This is a genomic window from Butyrivibrio proteoclasticus B316 (genome assembly GCF_000145035.1).
In the GTDB taxonomy this organism is placed as follows: domain Bacteria; phylum Bacillota; class Clostridia; order Lachnospirales; family Lachnospiraceae; genus Butyrivibrio; species Butyrivibrio proteoclasticus.
Map to the genome: position 1 here is coordinate 3,338,362 of NC_014387.1, position 19,358 is coordinate 3,357,719.

16 protein-coding genes are annotated in these 19,358 nt (G+C 42.4%); 3 read left to right on the forward strand and 13 right to left on the reverse strand.

Annotation, left to right across the window (positions count from 1 at the left end):
* Nucleotides 1–41: 41 nt before the first annotated feature.
* Together asnS and tig are read right to left on the reverse strand one after the other, a co-directional pair.
* Nucleotides 42–1,427: an asparagine--tRNA ligase gene (gene asnS / locus BPR_RS14110; RefSeq protein WP_013282166.1), complete on the reverse strand. Its 1,386-nt coding sequence runs from the start codon at nucleotides 1,425–1,427 to the stop codon at nucleotides 42–44.
* Between the two features lie 67 nt (nucleotides 1,428–1,494).
* Entirely contained in the window at nucleotides 1,495–2,802 is a 1,308-nt protein-coding gene (gene tig / locus BPR_RS14115) for a trigger factor (protein ID WP_013282167.1), read from the reverse strand.
* Nucleotides 2,803–3,008: 206 nt separating this feature from the next.
* Here tig and BPR_RS14120 point away from each other — a divergent pair, with 206 nt between their 5' ends.
* Nucleotides 3,009–3,485, forward strand: a complete 477-nt coding sequence (locus BPR_RS14120; protein ID WP_013282168.1) for a hypothetical protein — start codon at nucleotides 3,009–3,011, stop codon at nucleotides 3,483–3,485.
* Nucleotides 3,486–3,490: 5 nt separating this feature from the next.
* Here the strand turns inward: BPR_RS14120 and BPR_RS14125 are convergent, their stop codons facing one another.
* Both BPR_RS14125 and ispE read right to left on the reverse strand, forming a co-directional pair.
* Complete coding sequence (locus BPR_RS14125; RefSeq protein WP_013282169.1) at nucleotides 3,491–3,973, reverse strand: DUF1934 domain-containing protein; 483 nt, start codon at nucleotides 3,971–3,973, stop codon at nucleotides 3,491–3,493.
* 81 nt (nucleotides 3,974–4,054) lie between these two features.
* Nucleotides 4,055–4,927, reverse strand: a complete 873-nt coding sequence (gene ispE / locus BPR_RS14130) for a 4-(cytidine 5'-diphospho)-2-C-methyl-D-erythritol kinase (RefSeq protein ID WP_013282170.1) — start codon at nucleotides 4,925–4,927, stop codon at nucleotides 4,055–4,057.
* Between the two features lie 238 nt (nucleotides 4,928–5,165).
* Between ispE and BPR_RS14135 the strand changes: the two genes are divergently transcribed.
* Nucleotides 5,166–5,789 (forward strand): hypothetical protein, encoded by a 624-nt coding sequence (locus BPR_RS14135; protein WP_013282171.1) that lies wholly within the window; start codon nucleotides 5,166–5,168, stop codon nucleotides 5,787–5,789.
* 54 nt (nucleotides 5,790–5,843) lie between these two features.
* Here BPR_RS14135 and BPR_RS14140 read toward each other — a convergent pair whose 3' ends face one another.
* The 3 genes from BPR_RS14140 to BPR_RS14150 all read right to left on the reverse strand — a co-directional run bounded on the left by BPR_RS14140 (nucleotide 5,844) and on the right by BPR_RS14150 (nucleotide 8,989).
* Nucleotides 5,844–6,749, reverse strand: coding sequence for a dihydroorotate dehydrogenase (locus BPR_RS14140; protein WP_013282172.1), 906 nt, complete (start codon nucleotides 6,747–6,749; stop codon nucleotides 5,844–5,846).
* A gap of 18 nt (nucleotides 6,750–6,767) precedes the next feature.
* On the reverse strand, nucleotides 6,768–7,580 hold the full coding sequence (locus tag BPR_RS14145; RefSeq protein WP_013282173.1) for a dihydroorotate dehydrogenase electron transfer subunit: 813 nt from the start codon (nucleotides 7,578–7,580) through the stop codon (nucleotides 6,768–6,770).
* A gap of 86 nt (nucleotides 7,581–7,666) precedes the next feature.
* Nucleotides 7,667–8,989, reverse strand: coding sequence for a dihydroorotase (locus BPR_RS14150; RefSeq protein ID WP_013282174.1), 1,323 nt, complete (start codon nucleotides 8,987–8,989; stop codon nucleotides 7,667–7,669).
* Between the two features lie 147 nt (nucleotides 8,990–9,136).
* On the opposite strand from BPR_RS14150, the gene BPR_RS14155 reads away from it, so the two are divergent.
* A complete protein-coding gene (locus BPR_RS14155) occupies nucleotides 9,137–9,865 on the forward strand; it encodes a lysophospholipid acyltransferase family protein (RefSeq protein ID WP_013282175.1) in 729 nt (242 codons plus the stop codon).
* Between the two features lie 91 nt (nucleotides 9,866–9,956).
* On the opposite strand, the gene BPR_RS14160 is transcribed toward BPR_RS14155, so the two are convergent.
* The 6 genes from BPR_RS14160 to BPR_RS14185 all read right to left on the reverse strand — a co-directional run bounded on the left by BPR_RS14160 (nucleotide 9,957) and on the right by BPR_RS14185 (nucleotide 19,339).
* Nucleotides 9,957–11,162: a D-alanine--D-alanine ligase family protein gene (locus tag BPR_RS14160; protein WP_013282176.1), complete on the reverse strand. Its 1,206-nt coding sequence runs from the start codon at nucleotides 11,160–11,162 to the stop codon at nucleotides 9,957–9,959.
* Between the two features lie 32 nt (nucleotides 11,163–11,194).
* Nucleotides 11,195–12,814: a Mur ligase family protein gene (locus BPR_RS14165; RefSeq protein WP_013282177.1), complete on the reverse strand. Its 1,620-nt coding sequence runs from the start codon at nucleotides 12,812–12,814 to the stop codon at nucleotides 11,195–11,197.
* An 88-nt stretch (nucleotides 12,815–12,902) separates the two neighbouring features.
* Complete coding sequence (locus BPR_RS14170) at nucleotides 12,903–13,691, reverse strand: alpha/beta fold hydrolase (protein WP_013282178.1); 789 nt, start codon at nucleotides 13,689–13,691, stop codon at nucleotides 12,903–12,905.
* 75 nt (nucleotides 13,692–13,766) lie between these two features.
* On the reverse strand, nucleotides 13,767–15,347 hold the full coding sequence (locus tag BPR_RS14175; protein ID WP_207636478.1) for a glycoside hydrolase family 9 protein: 1,581 nt from the start codon (nucleotides 15,345–15,347) through the stop codon (nucleotides 13,767–13,769).
* A 47-nt stretch (nucleotides 15,348–15,394) separates the two neighbouring features.
* Nucleotides 15,395–17,683 (reverse strand): hydratase, encoded by a 2,289-nt coding sequence (locus BPR_RS14180; protein ID WP_013282180.1) that lies wholly within the window; start codon nucleotides 17,681–17,683, stop codon nucleotides 15,395–15,397.
* A gap of 93 nt (nucleotides 17,684–17,776) precedes the next feature.
* Nucleotides 17,777–19,339, reverse strand: coding sequence for an extracellular solute-binding protein (locus BPR_RS14185; RefSeq protein ID WP_013282181.1), 1,563 nt, complete (start codon nucleotides 19,337–19,339; stop codon nucleotides 17,777–17,779).
* Nucleotides 19,340–19,358 lie beyond the last annotated feature (19 nt).

The following is a 19,358-nucleotide window of genomic DNA, read 5'->3' on the forward strand; positions in this document are numbered from 1 at the left end:
TGCAATGCAAAAGAGCACCCCAATTGGGATGCCCTAAATAATTAAAATTCACAGTTCTTGGGTGTTCTTGGATAAGGTATTACGTCACGGATGTTCTCAACACCTGTTAAGTACATGATCAGACGCTCGAATCCCATACCAAATCCGCTGTGGATACAACCGCCGTATCTTCTGGTATCAAGATACCAGTCAATACCCTCTTTATCTACGCCCATCTCGTCCATTCTCTCAATGAGTTTGTCGAGATTCTCTTCTCTCTGGCTACCGCCCATAAGCTCACCGGCCTGTGGAACGAGGAGGTCAACTGCAGCAACAGTCTTGTTGTCAGGGTTAACCTTCATGTAGTATGCCTTAATATCCTTAGGCCAGTCAGTTACAAATACTGGTCCGTTGAAATACTCAACAATATACTTCTCATGCTCTTTGGCAATGTCCTCACCGTAATCAGGCTCGAACTCCCACTTAACGTCTGCCTTCTTGAGGATGTCGATAACATCGTGATGGCTGATACGTGTAAACTTGGCATTTACGATATCATTGAGCTTATCCTTCAATCCCTTGGATACGAACTTGTCGCAGAAATCAATCTCCTCAGGACACTTGTCGCAAACATACTTAACAACGAACTTGAGCATTTCCTCTTCAACATCCATAAGACCCTGAAGATCACAGAAAGCCATCTCAGGCTCGATCATCCAGAACTCATTTGCATGAGTCTGTGTGTTGGAATTCTCTGTTCTGAAAGTAGGTCCAAAAGTATAAATATCACCAAATGCCATGGCAAAAGTCTCACCCTGAAGCTGTCCTGAACCTGTAATAAAGGACTGCTTGCCGAAGAGATCCTTGCTGAAATCAACCTTACCGTCTTCAGTCTTGGGAAGATCATTCATGTTGAAGGTTGTGATCTTGAACATCTGATCTGAGCCTTCACAGTCAGCTCCTGTAATAAGAGGTGTGTGGACATACAGATATCCTCTATCCTGGAAGTAAGTATGTACTGCCATAGCTGCAACGCTTCTGATACGGAATACAGCGCTGAAGAGGTTTGTACGTGGACGAAGGTGTGCCACTGTACGAAGATACTCTCTTGTGTGACGCTTAGGCTGAATAGGATAGTTCTCTGGGCAATCGCCGAGAAGTTCAACTGCTGTAGCCTTAACTTCAAATGGCTGTTTATTATCAGGAGTAAGCACCAGTGTACCTGTTACCTTAACACTTGCGCCAACTCTTATCTTGGAGATGTCATCAAAATTATTAAGTTCCTGATCGTAAACGACCTGCAGATTTTCAAAAAATGAACCGTCGTTAACGTTAAGGAATCCAAACTGTGCCTGTGCGCGGTTAGTACGTACCCAAGCGCAGATGGTCACTTCTTTGGAAGCATATTCAGATGTGTTTCTGAACAGCTCTTTAATTTTAGTTCTCATCTTTTTTCTCCTTAGTATTTATATTAGCCATAAAAAAGGCTCATACTTCTATATAATGATCTGTCAATTACTCTGCAACTGTCTCTGTTGATGAGCTCTCAGAAGCTGCATCTGCGGATGCCTCTGCTGAAGAGCTTTCAGAAGCTGCATCTTCTGTTGCTGCTGTAGCAACTACATTTGCATTCTCAACGATGAAAGCAACTACCTTGTCAGCCATAAGTCCCTCTCTGTAGATCTCGAGATCAAGAGATTCCTTGTACTCCTCAAATGAGCTGAAAGAAGTTGTTGAAGCATTCTCATATGCATTCTTGAGATAAGCATCAATCTCCTCATCAGAAACTGTGATGTTCTCCTCATCTGCAATTGCCTGGAACATAAGATACTGCTGAGCCATATCCTTGGAAATGTCGTTGAGATAGTCATCAACTGTTCCTACGAAGCCCTCTGCATTCATATAATTAGCTAAAAGAGAATCAGCTGTAAGCTGCTGTCCATAATAATATGAATACATAGTTGCCTGATAATCAAGCATCTGCTTCTGCTGCTTCATATATCTGTTGATAAGAGCCTGTGGAATATCACCAAATGCTGTAGAATCATATACAGTCTGAACTGCAGTATTCTCTACAGTTGAATCAAATTCATTCTGAGCCTGATCCTCAAGTGTCTTTCTGGCATAATCTCTAAGTGTCGCAAGATCTGTAACACCATCATATCCAAGACCTGCTGCCCACTCATCTGACATCTCTGTGTCAGGAGCCTGAATGCTGTTAACTGTTACAGTGAAAACAACATCCTTGCCTGCAAGGTTCTCTGCACCGTAATTCTCAGGGAATGTAAGGTTAAGATCTACTGTATCTCCAATATTAACTCCAACAAGTCCGCTCTCAAATCCCTCGATATAAGAATTAGATCCAATTGTAAGACTTGCGCCTTCTGCTGTACCGCCATCAAAAGCTTCCTTGGTATCAGCATATTTACCAACGTAATCGATGTTTACTGTATCTCCGTCCTGAACGGCTCTGTCTGTAACATCTAACATAAGTGGCTTGGTTGACCAAAGGTTTGCAACGTAGTCCTCAACTTCTGCGTCTGTAACCTCGTCCTTGGCAACTTCAAAAGAGAGTTCCTTATACTGACCTAGTGTAACAATATCTGATGCTGTCACATCATTAAGTGTCTCTGTTTCAAGATTGTCAAAATCAATTGTAAGGGCCATACCTTCCGCAACAGATGTTTCTGTAGCAGCTGCATCTGCGCTGTTCTCAGTTGATGCTGCATTATCAGCATTCTCGCTTGCATTCTCTTTACCACAAGCTGTAAACATAGTGCACACCATTACTCCCGCCAGTAGCACTGATAGTTTTTTCTTCATAATACTTCTCCTTGAAAACTAAAAAAATATATATTGTTTCCATAGTAAAAACAATATTTTTTATACTAGCACAGATTTTCTCTATATTAAAGTATTTTATTTGCCTAACGTAACAAGAAATGCTACAATATGTTCTGCGTAGGCTGAGATAAATAACTATTATTTCGGCCGGGTTACAAGATGTTTAGATATTGGAGGATTTAGTTTTGAGTACAGGAGCTATTGTCGCTATTGTCATTGCAGTTATTCTCGTGGCTGCAATTGTTGCACTTTATTTCTTTGGAAAAAGAGCTCAGAAGAGGCAGGAAGAGCAGCAGGTACAGCTCGATGCCATGAAGCAGACTGTTACAATGCTGATCATTGATAAGAAGAGAATGAAGCTTAACGAGGCAGGCCTTCCACAGGCTGTTATCGATCAGACTCCCAAGCTTCTTCGCAGATCCAAGCTTCCTATCCTTAAGGTTAGAGTTGGTAACAGAGTAATGAGTCTTATCTGTGACGAGAAGATTTTTGATAACGTTCCTACCAAGAAGGAAGTTAAGGCTTCCGTAAGCGGTATTTACGTAACAGAGGTTAAGGGTCTTCACGGTAAGACAGCTGCCCCTGAGCAGAAAAAGAAGGGCTTCTTCAAGGAGCTTGTTGCTAAGGCACAGGAAAAAGCCGGAGCTAAGATGGTTAAATAATTGCATTATATTTGCATAATAAAGCGGAGACAAGTTATCTTGTCTCCGCNATTTTTTATTTCTATTATGATCATTGAATCAGACAGAACCTGTCCTTCCATTTCCAGGGCATACTCAGCGATTACTTTCATGGCTTCTTCCTGATGGGTAGTGTTAAAATCAAAGTTGTTCGTTACAACCTTCATGGACATTGAGCCATAAGGTGTATCGTACTGAGTGTCATACTCCATTTCTTCACCAAACTGAAGTCTGTTCTCAGTTTCTCCGCCACGGATTATCTCCATGCTCTTTCCATCAGAAGCAATATATACTTTATTATGAACCTTCACAGTACCATTCCCTGCATCCTGTTCCTCATCGTATTCCACAAGTCTTCTTCCATCTTCCATATCCTCGTAAAATCCTATTGAACTGGTAACAATCTTCTCTGTCGGTTCACCCGGTCTTGAATGGATTCCGGTTACATTCACATCTACATTTTTTCTCATAATAATCTCCTCTTACTCCTCAAGCAAACTACTATCTATTACTCACCACCCATCACATGATACTTTGAATCATTTTCACCATCATAATTTATTAGGATTAATCGGTCCTGACAGGAACACCTGAAGCTTCATTCCGCTATCGCACAGGCTCTCGTACCCTTTTTTGGCAAGAGCTTCGTCATCAAATATTCCAAATACAGTCGGACCGCTACCAGTCATAAACGCCCCAATGGCTCCTGCCTTGGTTAAAAGAGCTTCCAACTTGCCGATCTCTTCATATTTGGAAGAAGTAACAGGCTCAAGTACATTACCTATGAGTCCGCACATTTCCTCAAGATTACCTTCTTCAATAGCTTTCCTTATCCCATCTATATCCGGGTGATTCTCTATTTCTTTACTATCAAGTTCCTTGTACACCCAGCCTGTGGAAACATCGATATTCGGCTTGGCTACAACTATACTGCACTTTGGCATATCGGAAATGATCGTAAGCTCCTCTCCGATTCCTTCAGCCAGAGCAGTTCCTCCCAGAATGCAATATGGAATGTCCGCTCCAAGCTTAACTGCAAGTTCGCACAATCTCTTTTTATCAAGTCCGAGATTCCAGAGCTCATTAAGCGCCATATAAGCAGCAGCTCCGTCAGTACTTCCCCCTGCCATTCCGGCTGCTACGGGAATTCTTTTAACAAGGTGGATATTAACGCCCTTTTTAACTCCATATTCCTCCTGAAGCTGCTTTGCAACCTTGCAGATGAGGTTCGATCCGTCGGTTGGAATAGTATCCTGATTGGCTGTCAGAACAACCTCTCCGGTATCGTTATCCTCAAAAGTCAGTGTGTCATATATATCCACATTCTGCATTATCATGCGTACAATATGGTATCCGTCATCTCTCCTGCCCGTAACATCCAGTCCCAGATTGATTTTGGCGTATGCTGTTCTCTCTATCTTCATAATTACTCACGTCTCCAACATTTTAATGTGTGCAAAAGCGCATAAATACGCAGTTACATCAATCCTCTTACATCTTCTCACTAGTAAATATCAAACTCAAGAAAAAAAGTCCAAAAAAATTAAAAAAATTTAGTTTTAACTCTAAAGTTTTTTAAAAAAATGCCGATATGGGGATTAGGTAAACTATTGTTTCGTTTCAAGCGAAGTTTTATTAACCGTCGCGGAAAAGGAGTTCTATATGGGCGTAAACGGAGTTACCGAGGTTACTAACAACATCGCAACCACCTATGCATCATCTGTCAATCCTAATTCTGTCGAAGAAAAAAAGAAAGACGATGAGGTAAAGGTAAAGCAGGAGGCTGCCGCCGTTTATGAGAAATCAGACGACAAATCTTCGTCAATTTCTTCTAAAGAGGCAGACAGGACCAAGATCATCCAACAGCTGAAGGCAGACGATGCGATTCGTCAGCAACAGCTTCTTGACATCGTCCACAAGATGATGGGCAAGCAGGCCAAGAGCTATGGAATCGCTAATTCTGACAATCCGGATGACTCCATTTGGAGTTTCCTTGCCAAGGGTGATTTCACTGTCGATGCAGCCACGAAGGCTCAGGCACAGGCCGATATTGCTGAGGATGGATACTGGGGTGTTAATCAGACCTCCGAGCGTATCCTCGACTTCGCCAAGGCTCTTGCCGGAGACGATCCTGACAAGCTCGAAAAGATGAGAGACGCCTTCCAAAAAGGTTTCGCGCAAGCAGAAAAGACCTGGGGCGGTAAGCTCCCGGACATTTCTCAGCAGACCTATGGAGCTGTGATGAAGGGATTCGATGAGCTGACAGGGAAGACAGTAACTGAATAAGGTTGCTAGTAATCAAAAAGGAAGGGTGTCAAAGCCCTTCCTTTTGGCATGCCTTTACTCTACAATACCTCTGAGTTCATTTATATCTGCAACATTATATCTCTTCATGTAACTCTCAATTCCCTCAACTACCTTCTCTGTAGTATAAGGATCATGGAAATTCATGGCTCCTACAGCCACTGCTGTAGCTCCTGCCATGATAAACTCAATTGCATCATCTCCGTTTGCTATTCCGCCCATTCCAATAACCGGAATCTTAACTGCGTGAGAAGCCTCATATACCATGCGGACAGCCACTGGCTTAATAGCAGGGCCCGACATTCCACCGGTCTTATTTGCAAGAGCAAATTTTCTCTTGTGGATATCTATCTTCATTCCTGTGATCGTATTGATAAGCGATATAGCATCAGCACCTGCTGCCTCAGCTGCCCTGGCCATCTCTGCAATACTGGTAACATTAGGACTAAGCTTCATGATAACAGGCTGCTTGGCAACCTTCTTGATCCTTGATGTGATATCATAAAGTGCATCTTTGTTCTGGCCGAAGGCAATTGCTCCCTCTTTTACATTAGGACAGGAGACATTGATCTCAAGCATGTCTACTCTGGACTCGTCTCCAAGTCTTTCTACAACTTCAAGATAGTCCTCAACACTTTTTCCACACACATTAACAATTACTTTTGTATCATAATCTTCAAGGAACTTCAGATCTCTTTCTACAAAAACATCAATTCCCGGATTCTGAAGACCGATAGCATTTAACATTCCGCCATAGACTTCTGTAACCCTTGGAACCGGATTTCCGGGCCACGGAACATTGGCAACTCCCTTGGTAACTACAGCTCCGAGCTTATTAAGATCTACAAAATCAGAATATTCCATTCCGGAGCCAAAGGTTCCCGAGCCTGTCATTACAGGGTTTTTGAACTTAACTCCAGCTATTTCAACCTGTGTATTCATTATATTATCCACCTTTTCTCAGAATTCTATATCATCTGCATCAAATACCGGTCCGTCAGTGCAGATTCGAGTATTATGCACGTATGAGTGGTGATCGATCTCTTTAGTCTTACAAATGCAGCCAAGACACGCTCCTACGCCACATGCCATTCTCTCCTCAAGAGAAATATAGGCTTTTATCTTCTTCTCATCCGCATAGGCCTTGATTGCCCTAAGCATTGGCATTGGGCCGCAGGCAAAAATCACATCGCACGTGACATTCTGCTCTCTCATGGCATCAATAACATTCCCCTTTGTACCTACACTTCCGTCCTCTGTAGCTATGACAAGATCAGAGTATTTCTCAAAATCCTCCGATAAAAAAGTTTCCTGATTTCTATATCCCATGACTGCAGTAACTGACGCTGCTGTCACATTCTCGGCTGTATCATCACATTTTCCGGATAATTCCTTGGCTGTCTGAAGAAGAGGCGGTACTCCGATTCCTCCGCCCATAACAACAACTCTTTTACCTGCTGCCTTATCGAGAGGAAAACCATTGCCCAAAATTCCAAGGATCATCATATAATCCCCCGGCTGATACAGGGCAAATTCCGCTGTTCCGCTTCCCACAACTCTGTATACAAGTCTTATTGCTGACCTGTCCCTGTCAATCTCACAGATACTGATAGGTCTTGGCAAAAGAGTTGACTTATTCGTCGGATAAACCCCAACAAACTGGCCCGGATGAGCATCCTTTGCAAGATCTGTCTCAAGCCACAGATCGTAGATTCCCTCTGCCAAAAGAGATTGACTAAGTACTTTTGCCTCGGTTTTTTCTTTTCTTCCCATTCCTATACTCCTCAATTTATCTAAAATCAAACTACATCATATACACATACTCACAAAGTCCGCTGAAAATGCACTCTTCTGAAAATTCACCCATGAAAATAAACTACTTTTCCCCTGCATATCGTGTTATAAATTTTTCCCGGCAACCTCTGGCCCAAAAATGGTGTATTGGAGGACTTGGAAACGCTCTGTACAAAGCTCCACTCCTCTCCGGAGTTAAAGATCACAAGGTCAGCATATCCTCCCTCTGTGATTCTTCCTGCATCAAGCCCATATACTCTGGCAGGGCCTGCGCTCATCCTGTCTATAAGATCTCCCATTGTGAGAAATCCTGTATTAACCAGCTCTCTGATCCCAAGAGAAAGAGATGTCTCAAGCCCTGTAATTCCGCTAGGTGCCTGTGTCAGCTCTTTTTGTTTCTCCTCTCTTGAATGAGGAGCGTGGTCTGTTGCTATCATTTCTATTGTGCCATCCTGAAGTCCTGCAATGATTGCCTGTCTGTCGCTCTCAAGTCTGAGCGGCGGATTCATCTTGGCAAGTGAGCCGTACTTGAGAACTGCATCCTGCGTAAGAGTGAAATGATGAGGCGTTGCTTCCGCATGAACCTTAACTCCGCGCGCTCTTGCCTCTCTTATCAGGTCAACTGCCTCACTGGTACTGATGTGCTGAACAACAATCTCAGCTCCTGTCTTCTCAGCTATCTCTATATCTCTTTTCACCATTGAGATTTCCGCTTCTCTTGGCGAACCTGTAATTCCCAGTTTCTCTGAGACTTCTCCAGCATTGATTCCATTATTAGTAATAAGCTCAGGATTCTCCTCATGAAGACTGATTATCATGTTTCTTTTGGCTGCCTCTATACAGGCTTTCTCCATAATTTCGGAATCTGTAACAGGCTTACCGTCATCAGTAAAAAGAACTGCCCCGGCCTCCATAAGAGCATCCATATCAACAAGTTCTTTTCCGTCCATGCCCTTTGTGACATTTCCGCAGGTCAGAACTCTGATCCCGGTCTTACTGCCTCTTTCAAGAACATCTTTGATCGTCGCCACATTGTCCATATGTGGTTCTGTATTTCCCATCATGACAACAGTGGTAAAACCACCCTTGGCCGCCGCCCTTGCTCCTGTCTCAATATCCTCTTTATATGTAAATCCCGGATCTCTGAAATGAACATGACAATCCACAAGTCCCGGAGCAACTATACATCCTGATGCATCAATTTCTGACAGTTCTTCACCCGCAGCAGGATTCTCCATAAGTTTCATTGAAACGCATTCAGCCGCCATATCATCAAGGCTTCCGCACGCACCAATCCTCGCAATCCTGTCTTCATCTATCAGAATGTCATACATTCCGCTTCTGTTACTTGCAGGATCAAGTAATGTTCCGTTCTTGATAATTATCATGACTTCCTCCTTGACCTTACTTTTCCATATTCTCATTTACTTTATCATAAAGCCCCGTCGTGCACTATTGTTTTTTCTATTCCATTTTGAGGCTAACCATGAGAAAATATATGAGGTATTTTAGTTTATAGAAAAGAGGCATTTTTTATGATACGTTTGATATTAGTAGTTTTATTTGTAGCTGTTTTCCTAATACTGAGCCTCCCAATTCAGGGCGTCCTCTGGATTGTCGGTAAGTTCAATCCCTGGGCCAAGAAAACTGTCTCTCTGGCTATTGTCAGCTGGGCTTTTAACGTGGTTTCTTTCCTCAGTGGCATCAAGAGAACTGTCATAGGCGAAGAAAATGTTCCCAAGGACTCAGCTGTTCTCTATGTAGGTAATCACCGCAGCATCTTCGATATTGTGCTTGCATATCCAAGAGTTCCAAGACCTACAGGTTTTATTGCCAAAAAAGAAATCCTGAAAGTTCCGCTTCTCAACATCTGGATGATCTATATGGACTGTCTCTTCCTTGACAGAAGCGATATCCGCAAGGGTATGGAAATGATACTGACAGCAATTGATAAGGTCAAAAACGGAATATCAATCTTCATCTATCCTGAAGGAACCAGGAATAAAACTGACAAGCCACTTGGCGAGTTCAAAAAAGGAAGCTTTAAGATTGCACAGAAAACAAACTGTCCGATCGTACCTGTTGTCATCAACCATTCCGATGAAATATTAGAGAAGCACTTCCCATTTATCAAAGCTACTCATGTTACCATCGAATACTGCAAGCCGGTGATCATGTCTGAACTTTCCAAGGAAGATCAGAAAAACATCGACCAGTACGTAGCAGATATTGTTGAAAAAACATATCTTAAAAACGCTCAGTGATTGTTTAGCACCACTATCAGATCTTAAATTCACCTGATTTATGGCATAATTAAGCGGTATGCATTAATAACTCAATGCATACCGCTTCTTATTATCCTTTAGCGCCCTTGCTGCCGCCGCCAAGGTGAACACCTTCAAGAACATTAGTCTCAAATGAATATACAACCTTGTGGCTCTCTCTGTCAGCCTTAAGTGCCAATTCAATTATTTCATCAAGGAGATCTGTGTACTTAAGTCCAAGTGGTTCCCAGAGATAGAAAGAAAGAGATCCCGGGATAGTGTTGATCTCGTTGAGATATACCTTGTCAGTCTTCTTGTCGATCATGAAGTCAATTCTGGAGATACCTGAGCAACCAAGGCACTTAAATGCATCAACTGCCATGGTTCTGATTTCTTCTCTTCTCTCAGGAGTGATCTCTGCAGGAATCTTTCTCTTAAGAGATGCCATTCCCTTGCTGCCACCGGTCTTAGCTCCCTTAGCGCTGCCTTTGGCACCGCCGATATACTTATCTTCAAAGCTGAGGATATCGTCTGAGTTAACAGGCTCCTCGCATTCAGAAGCCTTAGCGTTCTCGTAGTCACCGATTACTGAGCAGTTGATCTCTTTAAGATCAGAAATGGCAGGCTCAACAAGAATCTTCTTGGAGAATTCAAATCCAAGATCAAGAGCCTCTATAAGCGCATCTCTGTCACTTGCCTTCTTGATACCAATACTGGAACCAAGGTTAAGAGGCTTAATGATAACAGGATATTCAAATGCTGCCTCAATCTTCTCTACAAGTGCATTAACATCCTCATAGTCTTTCCATGTATAGCACTTACAATCAAGAACAGGAATTCCGTTATCCTTGAGAACTGTCTTCATAACATACTTGTTCATGCCAACTGCTGATGAGAGAACATCACATCCAACAACAGGAAGTCCAAGAGTAGCAAGATATCCCTGAAGTGTACCATCCTCAACATTTGTTCCATGCACGATAGGAAAAGCAATATCAACCTGAGAAATAACGTTATTACCGAATTTCTTCATAGGATATCTCATAAGAGAAACCTTGTCGCCCTCTTTAACCCAGATGACCTGTGTGCTCTTCTTGATAAGTTCAGGAATATGTGTGTATTCCTCAATCTTATCCACATCCTCACCTACGTAGAAGTCGTTGTTCTTGGTAATATATACAGGAATTACATCATATTTATCTCTATTGATATGTCCGATTGCCTGAATTGCTGAGATGATTGAAATCTCATGTTCTGTACTCTTTCCACCAAATAATACTGCCAGTTTAAGCTTCATAACCTGCCTTCTTTCTAAATCTGTATATCTTTTTACTTATAGTTATCAGGAAGATCATTCTCAAGGAGAATAACTTTTTCTCTTCCTGCATCAATCTCATACATAAGGGCTGTAGCCTCGTTAAGAGTGTTCTTGATAAATATTCTCTCCGGATCAAATCCGCCCTCGATAGCGCCTGCCTTAATAGATGCGCTGTTCTTCTCTCCGACAAGGATTATGTAATCACAGACAGCTGCTGCCTGCTTACCAAATTCCTTGTTATACTCATCCTCTTTTTCTCCAAGCTCAACCATTCCGGGTGTTACCAGAATCTTGACCTGATCCTCAAAAAGATCAAGAGTCTCAAGCGCAACCTTGGCTCCGTTTGGATTGGAGTTGTATGCATCATCAAGAATTGAAACCGGTCCGTGTTTGATCAGTTCAAGTCTGTGAGGAACACTTGCAAGCCTTCTTACTGCAATTCTGAGCTTGGTCATTGGAATTCCCAGACTGTTAGCAGCCGCAATTGCTCCAACAATATTCTCAACGTTATGTCTTCCAACAAGCTTGGTTGCAAACTCGCATGTCTCTCCATTCGGTGCCGTCACGGTAAAAGAGGTACCGCTTCCCGAAACCTTGATATCAGTAGCTCTGTAATCACAACCTTCTGAAAGACCATATGTTATAGCATCTTCATACTTCATGTTGGCGCGGATGATCTCATTGTCACCATTTACGAACTTAAGGTGTGCGTCCTTCTTGCCGTCAGCCTTCATCTTCTCATCAACCGCATCAAGTAGTTCATACTTGGTGCTGATAATGTTATCAAGACTGTGGAAGGTCTCAAGATGCTGATGTCCGATAGAAGTCAGGATTCCATCATCAGGATGAACTATATCAGTAATCTCCTTGATATCATGGAGATGTCTCGCACCCATTTCACACACAAAAATCTCGTGTGTTGGCATAAGATGCTCTCTGATGGTCCTGACAATTCCCATAGGAGTATTGTAGCTCTCGGGAGTCATGAGAACTCTGTAGCCCTCAGATAAAAGAGTTGTCAGGTAATACTTAACACTTGTTTTACCAAAGCTTCCTGTAATTCCAATTATACGAAGCCCAGGATGCTCTCTTAAAATTCTCTTGGCATCATCAATAAAGTAGCGGTTGATCCTATTCTCGATCGGCTTGTTTATAAGATTTGCAAGAGCAGTAAGAAAGGGGAAAAGTCCGATATAAACAGCCCATACTATCAGCACTGCTACAATTCCTGCAGAACTTGAATTATATAAAACAAAAGAAACAACAAGTAAAATAATGATCAGAACAGCATCTGTTATAAATAATCTCTTTACCCTGTCTGTCACCACAAACTTTTTCTTGGCAGGCTTGGGGATATAGAGAAAAACAGTCATCACAATAAACACTATTGCCAGAATATCAAATAAAAGATAAAGTCCAAACTTCTCCTGTGCCATGAATAGAGGCGCAAGAACAAGTGAGCAGGCAGCTCCTACATGAAGTCCAAAGCTGCTGCGTATAGTTCCAAGGAATCTAAAGTATCCCTGAAACTGATAACTGGACAACTGAAGCATATGAGTGTAATAACGAAGCCCCAGAATAGTTATAGCCACAATGCCTATAATCTTGATCAAAATTGCGAAAATATACATATAAGCTCTCCATAATATATGTCTATGAGTCAGTAACTTCTATAGAAATCGTCAGCTCTATCTGCCACTTAACATAGAGCCTTATATCTTATATTCCAAGAAAACTACCAAGAATCTTGTTGTACAGATATGGATTGTCCAGGAAGGTGTAATGCCCTGCTCCCTGAATAACTGCAAGTCCGGCCTCAGGCATAAGCTCTTCCATCTTCTGTCCGTCTGACAGAGGTGTCGCCGTATCCTGATCGCCCCAGATAAGGAGCGTTGGCTGAGTAACAGAAGGCATGTAAGGAGTGCAATCCTCGTTGACATTCATAACAAGAGACTTGCGCATAACAGGTGAAGCTGCCGCATAATCCGCACTTCCAAATTTCTTCTGAAGATAATCAAGTGTTCCCGGAAACAGCTTAACAATTCCGGTCTTAGTGATAAGATTCTTATAAAACTTATATCTCTTGGTGCGCTTACTCATGGCACCGGTCCTGACAGGTATAACTCCGGCCGAATCAGTCAGGATTATCTTAGGAATGGTAAATCCTGCCTCAATCCTTCCATCATGTATTCCGGCGGCGAGCTTAATTATTATCCTTCCGCCCATGGAATGTCCCAGGAGAATAACCTCTTTTTCCTCAGGATAGAGCTTGCCGATAAAGGCCAGTACAAAGTCCACATAATCGTCAACGCCCATTGGCTCTGCCGGCTCATCACTCTTACCAAATCCCGGCATATCCATTGCCACCACATGATATTTACTCTTGGCAAAAGAAATAACTCCTGCAAAGAGATCTATGTTTGAGCCCCATCCGTGGAGCATTACCAGAAGAGGTCCGGCCCCTTCATCTATATAATTTATATTAAGTCCATTTATATTTGTATTCATGACTCACCTATATTATCACTAGCTCTATCTAGTTGCAAATTCCATATTATGACAACCATAAGGGAAAAAATGCCTTTAGTTTTCAAGAACACTGAGCATAAAGATAAGAAGAGCATCCTTCTGAGGATCATTCATTACGCCTTTGTACTCTTCTATATCCTCGTGATTTCTTTCAGTACTATTTGTAACAAAATTCACACATGAGGGATTCATTCCCATCATATAGTGAGCATGGTTCTCAATTATAGTTGTGTACTCATGGTTGTAGATGATGTGATTGGTAATTGTAAGGCATCTGGCCTCATCCAAAAGAGTCGTAAAATCCTCACCCTCTGCAGCATCTGCTACCAGATACCTACTCTCTGTTGCTTTGGCCGCAATAGCCTCAGATCTCTTCATAAGCGCCTTAATAAGTTTCTCACACTGCTCCTTATCAACCTCCTGATTGGTAGAAAGGTAAGATACGGCACCGATAAATACATTCTCATCTGTTTCAAATAAAGTCATCAGGTCATCTCTGGCAAAAAAGCTATCAAGTACATGCTGGTATTTATCGCTTCCTGTTGCCCTGTAGAGCTGTGCTGCCGCCCTAAAAGCTGCCGTACTTTCATACACGCTCTGATTGATTGAGAAACATTCCCAGGCTCTGTCTGAAGCCTTAAGCGCCGCCGTAGCATATTCCTGATCAAACTGCTGATAAACATAACTAAATCTGGCCATAGTTGCAGCAAAACTTATTGTCGCATCCATTGACACAGGTGTCACTTCAACTGGAGCAGAAAAGATATCCCCTCCAGCGTTACTCACTGTAACAGCTGCGCCATAGACACCTCCCGTCTTGGTATCCTGCATCTTGAGGAGCCAGTCCGATTCATATTTGAGTTCATCTATTATATCCGGTATTCCATTTCCGCTTTCGGGTATTCCCGTTTCATCCGTAAAAGCGTCCGGGTTCATCTCGTAAGCAAGAAGTAAGTTATCCACAATCCTTGTTCCAATATAAACATCTCTGTCTGCCAGCTCATCCATGTGCCAGCCGCCAGTAACGTCTATGGTAGTTTCTGTATTCTCCTGAAGTCTTGCCTCAGTTGTATGACAGGCGCTGTGACCGTTATCTCCTGAGTCCACCTGAGAAATAGCGATTCCACATCTGTTGGTATAGTATTTACGGCACGCTTCATCAAAAACTGCCCTATATACATCTTTGCCTATAGAAAAAGACAAAGACTCACCTATATAGTCTGCGTAAATATAGTAATTGCCCGGTTCTCTTAAATCATTGAACCTGCCGATCCCATAATATTTCCCACTCGCTTCATCTAGGGTTGCTTTGACAACTTCGCCCTTGTAGACTGTTTCTCCGCTCTCCAGATTAATGATACTAAAATCAGACGGTATTCTCTTTCCCCTGAATATAGCTACTTTCTCAGAATCTACATTAAAGCCGGTCTGATCTACAAGGATATTCGGTACCTGTTGCGGGATTTCTATTATATTTGTTTCAATAGAGGTCTGTGACTGCGTACCGGTTTCTTCCAAAACCTCTGTTTCCTGCACAACCTCCTCACTTCTTTCAGCAGAAGAAGCGCCGCAACCTGCGACGCTTCCCATGATCAGCACCATAAGTGCTGCAACTACTCTATTTTTCCCTCTCATATCATAAAACATGTCATTGTCCACTTCACTTTTATACGCTACATAGTTTATTTTACGCGGTTAAAGTTAATTAGACAACCATCCAGTATTATTTGTCTCTCATCGTCTGTCAGGCTTCCAAGCTTTAAATTAAACTCCTTTAGTGCTCCGCCTGTAACCACATAAGCCTTGATATTCTCAGTTTTTTCTTTTACCGCTGTAGCGATGCCCGGAATGAAGATATAATCAAGGTTTTTAAAAGGAAGCTCCTCACCATCAATGATAAATGGCAGCATTCCCCAGTTGATGAGGTTTGAACGATATCTCTTGGTAGCATATTCATTGGCAATGTTAGCCCAACCTCCAAGAACCTTCTGACATGAAGCAGCCTGCTCTCTTGCAGAGCCATCACCAGGCTTAACTGCAAAGATTGTTGAGCCAATACCTGTATTATGGCTTGTAACCTCAGGATAATCCTTTAAGACAGTCTTAATCGCGTCTGCAAGCTCAGGATCCATCTCGTTAAACGGAACATCATCCCTTCTCTTGATCTCCTGTGCATATACCGCCTTGGCTCTTCCAACATACTCAGGATCTTTTCTTGAAAGAGTAAATTCAGCAAGTCCAAGAGGGTTTGATCTGTAGGATGAAGTCTCTCCGGAAGGAATAAGCTCATCAGTAGTTGTAACAGGATCGTGGATCTCTGAAACTACCCTGAGCAGGAGGTTATCTGTAAGTGCAACCATCTTAGGCCAATCCTTGATGTTTGGTCCAAGCTGAAGCTCAACAGATGGATCTGCCTTGCCATGTGAATCAAATACACGATTCTTATAAATCTCGCTATCAAAGTGATACTTATATTTATTAAGTTCTCCGTCGAATTCAGTAGCAGGTGTGAGCACGCCCTGATTAGCAGCTGTCGCTGCAATAGATCTGGCATCCATAAGTGCCACGGAAGCAACCTGTCCGTTCTGAACCTTGGAACCTTCTCTATTAGGGAAGTTTCTGGTTGAATGTCTGATACTGAAAGCATTGTTGGCAGGAGTATCTCCGGCACCAAAACATGGTCCGCAGAATGCTGTCTTGAGGATTGCACCTGTCTCAAGAATAGTTGCGGCTGTACCGTTCTTGACAACCTCCATGAAAATAGGTGTAGAAGCTGGATATACACTAAGTGTAAATCTGTCATTACCGATGAAATGTCCCTTTAGAATGTCTGCAGCAGCGCAGATATTCTCAAATCCACCACCTGCACAGCCTGCAATGATTCCCTGATCAACATAGAACTTACCATCTCTAAGCTTGTTCTGAAGTGAGAACTCAACTTTATCTCCAAAGCTTACCTTAGCTCGCTTCTCAACATCTGCCAGGATATCTGCCGCATTTCTATTTACCTCAGCAATCTCATATACATTGCTAGGATGGAAAGGCATAGCGATCATTGGGTTAAGCGTATCAAGATCAACCTTAACAAGGCCGTCATAGTAGGCTACATCTCCTGGCTTAAGCTCCTTGTAATCGCCGACTCTTCCGTGGATATCATAGAATTCTCTGATCGTATCATCTGTCTGCCATATAGATGAAAGACAAGTAGTCTCTGTTGTCATTACATCAACGCCAATCCTGAAATCCGCACTCAGATTCTTGACGCCTGGTCCTACAAACTCCATTACCTTATTCTTGACATAGCCGCTTCCGAATACCTTGCCGATAATAGCAAGAGCAACGTCCTGAGGACCAACTCCCTTCTTGGGCGTTCCCTCAAGATATATGGCTACTACACCTGGCATATCTACATCATATGTCTGTCCCAGAAGCTGTTTAACAAGCTCAGGGCCGCCCTCTCCAATAGCCATTGTTCCAAGAGCGCCATATCTTGTATGAGAGTCAGATCCAAGAATCATTCCGCCTGATGTGGCAAGCATTTCTCTTGCAAACTGGTGGATAACTGCCTGATGAGGTGGAACATAGATTCCGCCATACTTCTGAGCAGCAGTAAGACCAAACATGTGATCATCTTCGTTGATAGTTCCACCGACAGCACAAAGTGAGTTGTGACAGTTGGTAAGAACATATGGAATAGGGAATTTCTCAAGACCTGAAGCTCTTGCAGTCTGGATAATTCCTACATAAGTAATATCGTGTGAAGTAAGCTTATCAAACTTAACACAGAGCTTATCCATGTTGCCGGAAGTATTGTGAGCCTTAAGTATCCCGTAAGCAATCGTATTTTCTTTTGCCTCTTCCCTGGAAGTATTAACCCCATGGCTTCCAAGAACAGCAGAGGCTTCTGCATCATCAGGAACAATTGTTGTTCCATTTAAGAGATAACATCCCTTATCGAGCGTTGTTACCATAGTAAATCCTCCTACCATTTAAGCCGCTATACATGTATACAATAATATTGGCGATATTATACAATAATTTCGTAATGATTTGTAGTGACAATTTTAATGTGTGTCTTTGATTTTTTGTAACTGTCTTGTTATATCCTCAATACCTGCTGCCTTAAGAGCATCTCTAAAAAGAGTAACTTCTGCTTCCGGAGGAATACTGTATCTGGCATAGGTTATTTCAGGAATATACTTATCACAAACCTCTATTACCGCCTGCAATTTGTTCTGATCAAGACCATAGGCAAAATCATAGCCATCCCACGGGTAATCTACCGCTACATGTTTATAACTATCCAATAATTTATAGTAATCATTCCAGTTTACCTCTGTATCCAGAAGTTCATAATCATCTCGCCTTCCCCACCAGAAGTTAGTTGTAATGTCGTCTCTGTCAGCATTATAGCCTCGGGGCTTTTCCATCTTTTTCCCATCAGGACTGACATATTGAATTCCTTCAACACCATAGCGCATAAGTCTGTAGCAGGTTCTGTCATTTCGGAGTACATCATATACCATAAGCGCCTTTTCCGGATTTTTACTATAAGCAGATACGGCCATTGCGCCATGTAAAATACTGGTTTTCATAAGATTAGCGTTTTCTTCTCCAAACCAGTAGAACCCGGCCGAAGCCGAAGGATTTTTAACTCTGAGCAAAGGCTCTATAACGTTATAATACTGTGCTGTATGATGTTGGACGACTGCAGAATACCCCTGATAAAACTCATCAGTTTCATCTCCGGCGCCTTTTTGGCCAGCTCTCCAGACACCTATCATGTCCCATTCCTTCATGAGTTTGGCAAATTTGATAAACTCATCTCCCTCATAATACGGAGAAACTATTTTCCCGTCGCCATCAGAATACGCCCCCCATAGTCCATAAGTTGTAACTTCATATATAGGATTGTATTTTTTCTGAGACATAAGGTATCCAAGACCAATGATAGTATTTGTCCCATCGCTGTCCCAGGCTATCATTTCAGGTTTTTTTCTCACTATATATCTAAAATACCCGGTAATGTCATCCCAGCTTTGGAGCTTATCATAGCCGGCTTCTCTGGCCACATCTGCTCTGTAAATGAACCCGTGGTTGGTCCACTGCGTATATTCGTTTTCAGGGATAAAATAGATTTTCCCATCATAGGAGCATTTGTCCCACTCAGCGCTTGTCACCCGGCTGTAGGTTTCAGGGCAAAAAAACTGTAGCATTTCCCTACTCATCGGAAGTAAATTACCCTGCCTGGCATTGGGCCATGCGTCAAGCCAATCAGAACCTGTTCCTATCAGGTCAATATTAGAATTCTTAGATGATATTATTTCATTATATCTATGGAGATAATCGTCCCATCCAACATAGAAGATATCCAGTTTGGCATTTACTCTTTTCAGCAGAATCTTGTTGATTTCTGCCACTGCCTCTTCTGTCATTCCATTAGTTGGCTTATCTCCGATTGTTAAAAGAGTCACTGTAGTAGGTTCTTCGTTAAAGTCGATATTCCACACCTTGTACGCGTCATCATTTGTCTTGCGGTTATCTTTACTATGGCCAAAGCTTCCACATGCAGCAGTTCCAATAATCAGGAACATGATCAACAAGCTGGATATTATCCTCTTTTTCATTAACGGATTCCTTTCGTAA

Coding starts and splice junctions, on each gene's coding strand:
- asnS (WP_013282166.1), bottom strand. CDS start 1,427: ATGAGAACTAAAATTAAAGAGCTGTTCAGAAACACATCTGAATATGCT.
- tig (WP_013282167.1), bottom strand. CDS start 2,802: ATGAAGAAAAAACTATCAGTGCTACTGGCGGGAGTAATGGTGTGCACT.
- ispE (WP_013282170.1), bottom strand. CDS start 4,927: ATGAAGATAGAGAGAACAGCATACGCCAAAATCAATCTGGGACTGGAT.
- BPR_RS14135 (WP_013282171.1), top strand. CDS start 5,166: ATGGGCGTAAACGGAGTTACCGAGGTTACTAACAACATCGCAACCACC.
- BPR_RS14140 (WP_013282172.1), bottom strand. CDS start 6,749: ATGAATACACAGGTTGAAATAGCTGGAGTTAAGTTCAAAAACCCTGTA.
- BPR_RS14145 (WP_013282173.1), bottom strand. CDS start 7,580: ATGGGAAGAAAAGAAAAAACCGAGGCAAAAGTACTTAGTCAATCTCTT.
- BPR_RS14150 (WP_013282174.1), bottom strand. CDS start 8,989: ATGATAATTATCAAGAACGGAACATTACTTGATCCTGCAAGTAACAGA.
- BPR_RS14155 (WP_013282175.1), top strand. CDS start 9,137: ATGATACGTTTGATATTAGTAGTTTTATTTGTAGCTGTTTTCCTAATA.
- BPR_RS14160 (WP_013282176.1), bottom strand. CDS start 11,162: ATGAAGCTTAAACTGGCAGTATTATTTGGTGGAAAGAGTACAGAACAT.
- BPR_RS14165 (WP_013282177.1), bottom strand. CDS start 12,814: ATGTATATTTTCGCAATTTTGATCAAGATTATAGGCATTGTGGCTATA.
- BPR_RS14170 (WP_013282178.1), bottom strand. CDS start 13,691: ATGAATACAAATATAAATGGACTTAATATAAATTATATAGATGAAGGG.
- BPR_RS14175 (WP_207636478.1), bottom strand. CDS start 15,347: ATGAGAGGGAAAAATAGAGTAGTTGCAGCACTTATGGTGCTGATCATG.
- BPR_RS14180 (WP_013282180.1), bottom strand. CDS start 17,683: ATGGTAACAACGCTCGATAAGGGATGTTATCTCTTAAATGGAACAACA.
- BPR_RS14185 (WP_013282181.1), bottom strand. CDS start 19,339: ATGAAAAAGAGGATAATATCCAGCTTGTTGATCATGTTCCTGATTATT.